The organism is Persicimonas caeni, assembly GCF_006517175.1.
GTDB lineage: Bacteria > Myxococcota_A > Bradymonadia > Bradymonadales > Bradymonadaceae > Persicimonas > Persicimonas caeni.
The window spans coordinates 2,748,691-2,760,537 of the sequence record NZ_CP041186.1; the positions used below are offsets into that span (position 1 = coordinate 2,748,691).

The 11,847-nt window shown below is 63.6% G+C and carries 9 protein-coding genes; 2 read left to right on the plus strand and 7 right to left on the minus strand.

Features of this window, described 5'->3' with window-relative positions:
* Positions 1-35 precede the first annotated feature (35 nt).
* The 5 genes from FIV42_RS10095 to FIV42_RS10115 all read right to left on the minus strand — a co-directional run bounded on the left by FIV42_RS10095 (position 36) and on the right by FIV42_RS10115 (position 5,678).
* Positions 36-1,478 (minus strand): IS701 family transposase, encoded by a 1,443-nt coding sequence (locus tag FIV42_RS10095; protein WP_146983763.1) that lies wholly within the window; start codon positions 1,476-1,478, stop codon positions 36-38.
* Between the two features lie 298 nt (positions 1,479-1,776).
* Positions 1,777-3,228, minus strand: coding sequence for an IS701 family transposase (locus tag FIV42_RS10100; RefSeq protein ID WP_449304753.1), 1,452 nt, complete (start codon positions 3,226-3,228; stop codon positions 1,777-1,779).
* Between the two features lie 214 nt (positions 3,229-3,442).
* Positions 3,443-4,129: a hypothetical protein gene (locus FIV42_RS10105; RefSeq protein ID WP_141197558.1), complete on the minus strand. Its 687-nt coding sequence runs from the start codon at positions 4,127-4,129 to the stop codon at positions 3,443-3,445.
* Positions 4,126-4,980 carry a hypothetical protein gene (locus FIV42_RS10110; RefSeq protein WP_141197559.1) on the minus strand — a complete coding sequence of 285 codons (855 nt, stop codon included), beginning with the start codon at positions 4,978-4,980 and terminating at the stop codon, positions 4,126-4,128. Before FIV42_RS10110 ends, FIV42_RS10105 begins: the two co-directional genes overlap by 4 nt.
* Positions 4,977-5,678 (minus strand): hypothetical protein, encoded by a 702-nt coding sequence (locus FIV42_RS10115; RefSeq protein WP_141197560.1) that lies wholly within the window; start codon positions 5,676-5,678, stop codon positions 4,977-4,979. The genes FIV42_RS10110 and FIV42_RS10115 overlap by 4 nt, the downstream gene beginning before the upstream one ends.
* A gap of 104 nt (positions 5,679-5,782) precedes the next feature.
* Here FIV42_RS10115 and FIV42_RS10120 point away from each other — a divergent pair, with 104 nt between their 5' ends.
* Complete coding sequence (locus FIV42_RS10120) at positions 5,783-6,955, plus strand: L,D-transpeptidase family protein (protein ID WP_141197561.1); 1,173 nt, start codon at positions 5,783-5,785, stop codon at positions 6,953-6,955.
* Between the two features lie 80 nt (positions 6,956-7,035).
* The gene (locus FIV42_RS30700; protein ID WP_222615429.1) at positions 7,036-9,159 is read left to right on the plus strand and encodes a GMC oxidoreductase; all 2,124 of its coding nucleotides are present in this window, start codon (positions 7,036-7,038) and stop codon (positions 9,157-9,159) included.
* A gap of 4 nt (positions 9,160-9,163) precedes the next feature.
* Here FIV42_RS30700 and FIV42_RS10130 read toward each other — a convergent pair whose 3' ends face one another.
* Together FIV42_RS10130 and FIV42_RS10135 are read right to left on the minus strand one after the other, a co-directional pair.
* Entirely contained in the window at positions 9,164-9,766 is a 603-nt protein-coding gene (locus tag FIV42_RS10130; protein WP_141197563.1) for an FKBP-type peptidyl-prolyl cis-trans isomerase, read from the minus strand.
* Positions 9,767-9,793: 27 nt separating this feature from the next.
* Positions 9,794-10,735, minus strand: coding sequence for an AgmX/PglI C-terminal domain-containing protein (locus tag FIV42_RS10135; RefSeq protein WP_141197564.1), 942 nt, complete (start codon positions 10,733-10,735; stop codon positions 9,794-9,796).
* Between the last annotated feature and the right edge of the window lie 1,112 nt (positions 10,736-11,847).

The window sequence follows — 11,847 nt, forward strand, 5'->3', positions numbered from 1 at the left end:
CTTGCCCTCGTAAATTGGGCCGAAGGTAGGCCGTTTCAGGCCGCCTTGCGAGCCCCATCGGCCCCTGGCGGCGCGTGTCGGGCCAGTTGAGTTGTCTGTTTTTCGTAAACCCGGTCGTCAGACCGGGTTTGCCATAATTGTTCTTGCTCCATCTGGCGGTGAAATGCCTGGAGCATGTCGACGAAACTGATTGTCACTTTGTGCGGATACCACGGGGCCAGATAGCGCGCCCACCATATGTCTTTGAGCGGCTGACCATGGTCGAGATACCACAGCACCACAAAGCTGTAGCACAGCATTCCGAATGGAACCGTGCGCTCCGAGGCGATCGGCCGCCGCTCGATAGGAGCCTTGGGCCCGTGGATCGTCGAATCTGCAGGTTCGTCTCCTTGAGCGAATCCGTTTTGGACCTCCTCGATGCCCATGTACTGCTTGCAGTCACGGTAGCAGCTCTCCAGCGACCACCGCAGGCTCTGCGGAATCAGGACTTTGGGGCCCGAGCAGCCCGGCCGGCTTCGAAAGTAGTAGTTATCTTCGAGTCGTCCGCTCGGATCGCGAGTGATGACGACGGTCAGCACGCGATCCTTCCCGGCGCTCTTCCACTGAGCCTCAAATGTTTTGATCCAAAGCTGCAGTTGTTGACCATAGATGTAAAGGATTTGCTCTTTCCACGGCAGCTGGGGATCCTCAGCGAGCTCGGCCAACGATGGGAGCCGCTTGCCCCAGATGCGTCGGCGTCCCGGCCCCGGCGTTTGCTCGACCTTGGCATCAAAGAGAGCTGCATTGGCTTTGAATCGGCCGACCATCTCCATGTTATCGTCCAGGGCCGAAAAAACGGTCCTGTTGACGTAGTCGTTGTCGCCCACGACGACAAAATGGGCCTCGAGCCACCAGCTTCTCAAGACTGCGAGCATCTCGGCAAAAAGCTGGGGGCGGCTGCAATAGGCCTCAGGCGGACACAGCTTACGGGTGCGGTGCAGACGAAACAGCAACGGAACGGCGATGCCGCCGCTGTGCATGAAACCGACCGGGACCCAAACTGCCAGCGTCACAAATTGAAGACCCCAGCAGAATGCCGACTTGCGCACCCTCTTGCCGGTGAGGGTCGAGCGCATCGGGTCTCGATGGATTCCGGCGCCCATCACAAAGGGCCCAGTGCGCCGGCAAACAGTATCATCCACAAGCACATACACCGTTTGTCCGAGTCGGGCCTTCAAAGCCAACGCCAGCAGATGGCCGAGCTCATCCAGGCTCCATTTGGCCCGCGAAAAGAACCGATAGAATATCGAGAAATGTTTGGGCTCACCGTCCGGTTTCATCCTCAGCCCCGGCATAAAACGGCCGGCGCGCAACAGGTTACTGATGCATCGCCTAGATTCACATCGGATCCAGGCCAACATCAGGTAACTAAAGTTGTCGTAAGTCGGGGTGCTGAAGGCCGGTCGAAACATCTCGATGAGGGCTTTGATAGAGGCCATTGTCGAGCCAGGGCTTGGACGGTTGGACTGCTTGGTGTACGCAACCCTAGCAACCACCTCCAAGCCCTTCTTATTTTCATTTCGACCACTTATGCCACGTACCTACTAATCGCTGAGCATACTAGACGCGCCAACTCAAGGAGTGCCGCCTGAAAAGATGGCGAAACTCCAGATTAGGGCCTTTGGCGCTAATAGACTAGAGTTTCGCCATCTTCGACAGCGATTCTATAGGAGCCAGGGCATCTTGCCCTGGTAGATTACAAAATTAATGGCCTCTTTTGAGGCTTGTTTTAGGGATTCAAGCGGCCATTGTGAAAAGCTTTTGCTGATTCGGCCGCTCGAAGCCCAGAGACTGCAGATAATTTTCGTCGAAGCCGTGCTCAGGCGGGTTCGTCCATAATTGTTCATGCTCCATCTGACGGCGAAACGCTTGGAGCATGTCGCCAAAGCTGATGGTGGTCTTATGCCGCCACCACGGCGCTAGAAATTTCGCCCATTTCAGGTCGCGAGCCGGTTGCCCATGTGCCAGATACCACCGCACGACAAAACCATAGGCAAGCATGACAAAAGGGCCGGTGCGTCTGGATGCTCTGGGGTCGGCGTCCACGGGAGCTTGCGGCCCAGGCCGCTTTCGGCGATGGGTTTTGGCTGGCTTGCCGCGGTGGATAAAGCCGCTTTGGATGTCCTCGAGGTGCAAGAGCTGTTTGGCATCTCGAAACGTCATCTCCAGCGTCCAGCGCCGACAGATCGTCGTGAAAAAATCCTGGACTTCGGCGTCTGCTTCAGTGCGAAAAAAGCAGCGGTCGTCGTAGGTGCCGGTCGGATCGCGGGTGACGAGGATCGTCAAGACCCGTTCCTTGCCCATGCTCTTCCAGCGGGCCTGATACGTCTTGACCATCAGCGTAACCGTCCGGCCGTAGACGACAAGCTCCATGTGTTGCCAGGGGACCGAGGCGTCCTGAGCGAGTTCTTTGGGCGTCTCGAGGCGCTTGCCCCAGATGGGTCGCCGCCCACGGCCGGTGTGCTCGGGGCGTTTGTGTTGGTAGAGGGCGGCGTCAAAGCGCATCGGAGCCGTCAAAATGATGTTCTGGTCGAGCACGGCGCCGACTCTTTTGCAGGCATACTCGTCATCGACGCACAGCTCGAGTGGGCGCGTCGGCCACCAGCTTCTCAAGACCTCGAGCATCTCGACGGCGAGCTCGGTACGCCTCTTCCACTTGCCTTCGGGACAGGTCTTTTTGCTGCGGTAGAGCCGAAAGAGCACCGGAATCGCCACGCCCCTTGCGTGGACGAATGGACACGGCACCCAAACGGCGAGCACCACGAAATTGAGCCCGAAGCTAAAGCGTACACGATGCCGACCTTGCTCGTAGCTGACCTGCAGCGGGTCGTAGTGGAAGCCTGCGCCGAGTACCATGGGTCCGCTTCTGCGACACAGAGTGTCGTCGATCAAGATGGTCACCGATTCGCCAAGCCACGGCTCGAAAAGCCCAAGCATCAAGTGCCCCAGCTCATCGGTGCTCCACTTGGCACGGCTGAAAAGCCTGTAGAAGCACGAGAAGTGCTTGGCCTTGCCGCGATCAGTGGGATAGAGCTGGGGCATATGAAAGATGGCTCTGAGGCAATTGGAGATCCAGCCACGCGCCGGATTCATCAGCCAGGCCAGCATAAGAAACTGAAAGTTAGCGAAACTGGGAGCCGAAAAAGCGCTGCGAAACTGAGCGATGAGCGGAAGAATCGTCGACGTCATGATGTTTGGGAGGTGCGGGTTTTGAGACAGCTCGGTGGTTTTTGGCGAATTCACCAACCTGTCGAGAAGCCCGTTTTATTTTCCCCTTCCCGATCAACGTCTTGCGCTGCATCTAACCGATGGCCTCTCGAACCTCCGTATCAATCGTTACCGTCTGAAAAGATGGCGAAACTCTAGAATAGATGGCGTGACTTTTCTGCAGGGCCGACACCCTCTATTCGGGGCTCGCGCCGAACTCTTCGGGGCGCACGCCGATGCCCTCGCGGATGACACGGTCCATCGATCCCTCCTGCATGCCGATTTCTTCGAGGAGTTCGGCGAAGACGGTGCCGAAGACGATCTCGTCGCCGCCGTCGGTCGCGCGCACGCCGAAGACGAGTGCGGGGACGTAGAGGCGGCGGCCCAGCATCGATTCGAGGCCCTCGGAGCGCACTACGACGAGACCGACGTCGTGCTTTTTGGCGCCGACTTTGGCGTCGGTCCAGCCCGTCGCGAACAGGGTTCTGAGCTCGTCGCGCTCCATCTGCTCGACGTATCCCTTGATGAACGCGTCGGCCTTCTGCGGCTCGATGACGCCGAGCTTGCCGAGCTGAGGGGCGCGGGTGAAGACGCGGTAGTCGACGCGGTCGCCGAAGCGTTTTCCGAGCGCGTCGACCTCGCCGGCGTTGAACTTCTGGACGAAGTCGGCCACGGGTGCGGTCGATGCGGTCTCGACGGCGTCGGCGACGGGCGCCGGCTCGGCCTCGGCGGGCACGTTGTCCTTGTTGCGAACCTCCATGTCGTCGGCCTCCTCTACTGCACTAGCCTCCCCTTCGGAGGTCTTCGGTTGGGGCTGCGAGCAGGCGCACGCGGCGCCGACGAGCAGGACGAGTAGCGTAGAACCAGCGAGAGCACGGATCATGTCGTGGTGGGGGCTGAGGATGTTCGAGATTTCAGGGCGGAAAGTGCAGCCGACAAGCCCGATGCATGGCCCATGGCGGGCTCGCGGGCGGTCTTGCACTCGGGGCAAAGCGAGGCTTCCTTGCGCACCGCATAACCGCACGAGTCGCACTCGACGCGCGCTCGGCGGTCCATGGCGCGTTGGGCGGCGCGGGCGGCCAGGGCCCCGGCGGCCAAGGCGAGCGCGAAGAAGACCAAGAAGCTAAAGATGATCAGGGGGAGCAGGGGCAGCAAGATGAGCACGCCGACCACGCCGCCCGTCTCGATGCGCGCCCACAGGCGCCCCAGGTCGAAGTCGTCGACAAACTCGAGCATTTGGGAGCGAAGCCAGGTCAGCCCGAGGTTGATACCCACCGCCGCGCCCACCGCGCCCACCTGCACAGGCGTGCCGAGGTCGGAGGAGGCGGCGGCCGCGGTGGCGTCGAGCACCCCGCCGTCGTCGCCCACGGGCACCGGCGCGCCGTCGACGAGCGCGGTGGCGTCGGCCTCGGGCATGCCCAGCGCGGCGAAGAGCAAGGCGGCTGTGAACGCGCCGAACGCGCCGGTCAGGTTGTCGACTTGCAGGTCGCGCAACACCGCGGCGATGTCCGGGTCGTGCTTCGCGGCGGTCTCCAGGCCCGCGAGCACCGCCGCCACGACGATGGCCGGCACCGACACGAGCCATTCGAGGGCCGCGGGGAGCGCGGCCACGTCCTGGGCGACCATGATGGCCACCACGACCTGAACCGCCAAAAAGGTGACGGCCGGCCGCGCGGCCGCCGTGATCGAGGGGCCGACGGTCATCGCCAAAAATCGCAGCAGCGCCAGACTCATTGTGCCAACTCCAGAAGGGTTTTCGCTATCTCGCTGACGGTCGGGATATCGGCGGTCGACAGCGCGTGCAGCGTGCCCGCCACCGCGCCCACCGTCGAGCCCACGACCACCAAGAGTGCCACCATCACGCCGCCCGGAAGCGCCCATTCGGCGGTCTTGAGCGGCTGCTCCTCGGCCTCCCAGCGCAGGCGCCGGCGCAAAATGACGAGGCTGCCCTCGACGTACAGCGCGGTCAGCGCCGGGCCGACGGCGCCCAAGATAAACGCGCTGGCGCCCACCAGGGGCGCGATGGCCACGTTGACGAGCAGCGCCATCGTGGCGATGACCGCCCCGAAGAGCTTCATACTGATGCGCGCCAGGATGCGCCGGCTCGGCGACAGCCAGACCAGCCCGCGGCGCAGCACCACCACGTGCAAAATAAACAGCGCGAGCAACTGCACGACGACCTGCAACATCGGGATCGCGCCGGCCACGAAGCTGGCGAACGCCACCATCGCGTAGCCCAAGACGCGCCACCACAGCCGACGCGACTCGAGCGCGTCGAGCACGTCGTGGTCGTGGAATCCCAGCGTCGAGCCGCAGTACTCACACGCCGCCTCGCGCAGAATCGCCGTACGCGACACACGCTCGGCGCACAGGCCGCAGCGGCCGCCGGCGAGCAGCTGGTGTTGGTGGGTCTGTCGTGCCTTGTCACTCATCTCTTGCCCTGTCCGCTCATGGTGCCCACCGTGGCAAATTCGGCCCGCAGGCGCAAGATATCATCGGCTAGTCGCAGGCTCGTGTTCATGTTTGGAGGGCAGAAGTGTCCGATGCATGCGCGTTCATCGAGACGATGGCACAGAGTTCACATATGAGAGATGCGGCGGCGACGGTACGTTTGATGGCGGTGCTCTTGTGGGGCATTGCCGTCGCAGGACTTCCCTCGGTTGTCTTCGCGCAGCCCTACGCTGGCCCCGACGCCCTCGAAAGGGCCCACAAGCGCCTCCAATGGCAAGCAAAAAACGGCGGCTGGACGCGCGTGCCCGACGGGGAAATCCTGCGCTCGGGAAGCGAGGGCACGCGGGTGCTCGAGCTTCGCGAACGTCTGGTCGAGACCGGCGATCTGGTGCGCTGGTGGAGCGCGCCGCCGGATCGCTACACCGGCGACGTGGCCGAGGCCGTGCGCCACTTCCAGCGCCGCCACGGACTCCGCGTCGACGGCGTCGTGGGCCCCGAAACCCTGCGCGAGCTGAACACGCCCATCGACGAGCGCATCACCCAGGTCGAAGAGAATCTCCAGAAGCAGCGCGACTTGCTCGCGAAAAACCAGAAGCACTACGTGCTGGTCAACGTGCCCGACTTCCATCTCTTCTTGGTCGAAGAGGGCCGTGTGCGCCTCGATATGGCGGTCGTGGTGGGCAAAGACGGCTGGCGCACGCCCGCGATGCAAGACGAGATCGAGCACGTCGTCTTCAACCCCACCTGGAGCGTGCCGGCGAGTATCGTCGAGGAGGAACTCGCCCCGAAGATCGCCACCGACCCGAACTTCTTCGAGCGCAACAACATGATCGTGCTCGACCTGCGTAACGGCTCGAAGGAGCGCGTCGACGTCGACGGACTCGACGTCGACTGGAAGAACTTCGACCCGCGTAGCTTCCCCTACCTCATCCGCCAGCAGCCCGGCCCGGCCAATCCCATGGGCCAGATCAAGTTCATGTTCCCCAACTCCCGGGGCATCTACCTGCACGGCACGCCCATGGACCACCTGTTCGAGGAGCGCTTTCGCGCCTTCTCCCACGGCTGCGTGCGCGTCGAAGACCCCGTCGCCCTGGCCGCCGCGCTGCTCGACGACGAGCCCGGCTGGACCGAGGAGCGCATCGAAAAGCTCACCCACACCGAGAAGACCCGCCAGGTCGATCTCGACGAGCATGTCCCGGTCCACATCGTCTACTGGACGGCGTTCGTCGACGAGGACGGAACGCTGCATTTTCGCTGAGCTATCGTGATTACGATCAGTGAAGATCGGGCGCGGTGCAGCAGTCTGCGCGAATCGAGGCGAAGACCGGGAGACTTATCGTGGGCTGGGATACCATCATCATCGGGAGTGGTTTCGGAGGAAGTGTCACTGCGCTCAGGCTCGCCGAGGCCAATATGCGGGTGCTCGTCCTGGAGCGCGGCCCCTGGTGGGGCCCTCGCCTCGAGGGCGACGTCGATGCGGAGCGCAGGGCGTATCCGCGCGGCGCCGGGTGGCGCTCCGGGATCCGCAATATCGTCTGGGCCAAGGGCCAAAAGACCCGCCGCGTCGAGCTCGACGCGCGCGGCCTGCTCGAGTTTCACCTGCACCCCAAGCTCTTCGGGTGGACGGCCTCCGGCGTCGGCGGCGGCTCGCTCATCTACACCGACATCCTGATGCGCCCGCCGAAGGATTTCTGGAAGGCTCTGCCCGCGGAGATGTCCGAAGAGGAGCTCGCGCCCTATTTCGACAAGTTCGTCGAGATGATGCGCCCTGCCCCACTCCCCGAGTCGAAGCGACGCGAAGACGCCCGCCCACGTCAGATGCTCGAGGCGAGCGAGAAGACCGGAGAGGAGCCCTTCTTTCCGCCGCTGTCGATCCAATTTGACGACGTGCCCGAGGGTAACGCCGCCGGCGTGCACCAGCCGCCATGCATTCACTGCGGCGAGTGCTTCGTGGGATGCCCGACCGGCGCCAAGACCACCCTCGACCGCACCTATTTGCCCGCAGCGATCAAGGCCGGCGCCGACATCTGGGAGATGTGCGAGGTCGAAGCGATCGCGAGTCACGACCACGGCTACTCGGTCCACTACCGCGACCGGCGCACCGGCCAACGACAGGTCGAGCAGGCCCCGCGTGTGGTGATGGCGGCAGGCACCTTCAACACCCTCGCGCTGCTCAACGACGCCCACCACCGCCACCGCTCCGTGGAGGTTCCGCCGGCGCTCGGCCGTCAATTCAGCCCGAACGGCGACATGATGGCGGCCGGATGGCGCTCCGGGCCGCAAGACGGGCCGCCCGGCCCCAATTACCCCGCTCTGCTCACCACCGGCACCGAAAACGGCGGCCCGCTGATCGTCTGGGGCGAAGTCGGCTCCCCGGCGGCTTTCTTTGGCGACGGACCGCTGCGGGAGTGGCTTCGCTCGACCTACCTCTACTTCGCCATCGGCCAAGACAGGATGCACGCGTCGGTGCGCACCGGCCCCGACGGGATTCAGGTGCAGGCATCTCGCCTCCACCGCGCCCCGTACTACGGCCGCTCCGAGCGCCTCATGCATCGGCTGATGGAGGGCTACGAGTTGGACCGCCAGGTCGAAAATCTGCCCGGCGGCCGCGGCAGCGCGCACCTGACGAGCGTGCATCCGATGGGCGGGGCGTCGATCGGACGCGGTCCCGACGAGGGGGTCGTCGACCACCGCGGCGAGGTCTTCGGCAACCCGGGCCTGTACGTCGCCGACGGCTCGCTCTACCCGACCGAGCCCGGCGTGCCGCCGTCGCTGACGATCGCGGCGATGGCCGAGCGCCAGGCCGAGCTGATGGTCTCGCGCACCCGCGAGGAGTTACCCGCCGAACGCGTGGCCATCGCCATGCCGCAGACTCGCCCCAGCGCCATCGACCGCCCGAGGGCCGAGATCACCGTCCGCCCGACCGACCTGCGACTCCTCACCCCCGGCGCCCTCGAGCGCACCTGGCAAAGCGCCCCACCCGCCGAGGTCCCGCAGGTCCAGGGACGACTCCCGGGAAGCGTCGTCCACCTGCGCGGCGTCGACCCACTGCCGCTCGCGCCGCGAAAGCTCCTCGACCGCCTCGTCGGCGCCCTGTCGCTGTGGCGCGGCAAGCATATCGTCGGCGCACGCGGCCACAACCACTTTGGGCTCGGCGGCGCGCAGGTGCGTTTCGGTCAGTTCGAGGTGCGTGCAGGCAGGGCTTGGCAGGAGGCGAATCGGCAGGACGCAAAGCAGGTGTTGGTGCTCGACTACGACCAGCCAGAAAACCCGGCGTGGCTGCGTCGACTCCGGGGGGAGCTGTGCCGGCTCGAGCCCGACCTCTTCTTGGGACGGGTGGGCTGGCGAGGCGACGGCGGGGTGCACTTCTTGATGTACTTCGGATTGGCGGCACCCACAAAACGAAGGCGCGCTTCGGCAAGACCGAAGCGCGCCTCCGAGATTCGACCGCTTACGCGGTGATGACTTACTTCTTGACGATCTTGAGGAGCTCGACATCAAAGACGAGCATGCCCTGCGGCGCGCCCGGGCGGCCCTGGTAGGCGAGCTTTTCGGGGATCCACAGGCGGCGCTTTTCGCCCTCTTTCATCATCGACACGCCCTCGGTCCAGCCGGCAATGACGCGGTTGAGCGGGAACTCGGCGGGCTTTCCGCGGTCGTGGGAGCTGTCGAACTTCTTGCCGTCGGTCGTCCAGCCCGTGTAGTGCACGCGCACCGTGCTCGTCTTCGAGGGGCTCTCGCCGGTGCCCTCTTCCAAGATCTTGTAGGCCAGACCACTGTCGGTGGTGGTGGCGTCTCCGGGCGGTGCTGCGACGTCTTTGGGGGCGCTTGTATCTGCCATTTTGGTCTCCTTTTCGGGTAGTTGGTTGTCGTCTTCTTCGTCTGTCGTTTCAGCAGCCTGAGCTTGCTCTTGCTCGGCTTGCTCTTGCTCGGCTTGCTCTTGCTCGGCCTGCTGTTCTTCGAACTTCTCGGCCTTCGCCTTGTCCGGCGGCGGCAGCTCGGTGGAATCCGAGGTCGCACAGCCGGCGAGTACGAAGGCGAGTCCGACCGCAATGTGTCGAATCTTCATGGTGTCTCCAGTAGGCCCCGGTGCCGATCACCGAGGCGAGAAGGTGAGCTCATAGGAAATCTTGGCCTCGCCGTCGTCGGGGCGAGGAAATCGCAGACGCTTGTGAACCCGCTGAATGCAATCGTCGACCTTGGCGTCGCCCAGGCTGCTGTCGGCGATCTTGGCCTCGCCCACGCGCCCGCTCTTCTCGACGGTTAGCTCGACGGTGAGCTTGCCGGCGAGCTTCGGGTTGGCCAGCAGTCGCTTTTCGTAGCAGTAGATCGTCGCGCGACGGTGCCGCCTGACCACCCGGCGCGCGAGCTTCTCGTCGAGGCCGCCCTCGATGCTGAACTCGCCGGGGGTGACCTGGGGCCGGGCCACCTTCTTTTTGCTCTTGCCGTCGGTGCGACCGAACGCCTCGCGCTTCGTCATCGTCCCCTTGCCGCCCGTACCGATGAGGCCCAACCCATTCTTCGGCGGTTGATAGCTGGGAATCCACTCGGCGATCACGGCGAACTTTTCTGGTTTGGCGGACTTGCCGACGTTGATGGGCGCGACCAGCGCCCTGACGCACTTCTCGACCTCCTCGCCGAGCTCGTTTTTGACGACCGTCGTGGTGGCGATGGAGCCATCCTTCTTCGTCGTCAATGTGATCGAGAGGAGGGCCCGCTCGGAGCGCTCCAACAACTCGCCGTCGGCGCAGGTCTCGAGCGCGCCTTTGTGGGCTTCGAAGCGCTCCTGAAACGCCTTTCGGACCGCCGCGTTGGCGCTGTTGGTGCGCAAGCGAAACACCTTGTTGCCCCCGTCGAGCTCCACGGCGTTCCAGATACGCTCGCCGGCGAAGCTGCCCATTGGCTCGGCCTTCAACTGGCCGAGCGCGTTGACGGGGCCTTGTTTCGTATCTTTGGCCTGCGACGCATCCTGCGCGACGGCGGGGGTGGCGACCGTCAGGAGGCCCAACACGACCAGCTTGGTGAGGCAGCGAGACATCCAACACTCCAGTGTCTAAAAGCAATCAGCGTCGTGCACGATAACGAGGATGCCCGATCGTGGCAATCGGATTGGTTCGAGGGCGTCAGCCCCCATGTCGAGACTCGATCGCAGTATTAGAGAAATCCGCCTCCTGCACCCGCCACGGGTCGATTTTTCAAAAAGTACGCAACAAATTTGGGATTTTGCCGAAAACCGTAATGAGGGGTAGACGTATCGTGCGCACGAATTTCCCCACAAATTTGAAACGGGCGGGTGGGTCGGAGTTGGCGTTGGCCCACACGCTGGTGGCTGAGCCGGTTGGGCTCGGAAGGTTCTGTTCGACAACTCGCTCCCGTCGCCGAAGGCGGTTGATTCGTGCATCTTCGGCGCCGTCTGTCCTCGACGATGCTCCGCATCGCCTGCGTCAGACGGCATCCGAATCTGCACCGAATCCCCTCGCCTCGGCTCGGTCCGGAGTTGTCGAACAGAACCTGGACTGCGGCGGAACGGTTTCCCGATCCGCAAAACAGAGCTTTCGTAGCGAGCGTATCTTCGGTGGGATGTGCGACCGTACATCTTCGACGCGCTCGGCGGAGGCCGAGCCGGCAGTTTCGTCCTTGTGGCGAAACGGTCGGATTTGCCCGGTGCGGGTTTGTTGATGCGTCGAAGGTCAGACGTGGCGTGAAGATGGGCCTGTGCCATGAGGAGTGCCGCAGCGGCGTCGTCGTAGCTAGTTGGTCGTGGCGTCGGGGTGGGCATGCGCTCAGCGTATGACCTACCCGAGGTGGCTTCAAAACGGGGCGGGCTTTGCCCGTTAGCCGATCACAATCACAAGCAAATCCGCAGCGCCCATGCCGGCGAATTTTGTCGGCAGTCGCACCGGTGTGTCGTCACGATGGGGATGGGCTGGCGGCTTAGCTGCTCAGGCTCATTCACCGGCGGGGCAAGCCCGCCGGGACGGGTACTTGGTAAGACCACTTACGATCGGCTGTTATCAAAGCGGCCATCTCCTGCCAAACTTGGACGGCAAGCACTTCAGAAACTCGTTCAACTGGCACGGAGGCATCATGCACAAACAGCCGAAGGCGCCGAGGAGTATCTGGAAAAGGCTGACGGACAGACGCAAGGCT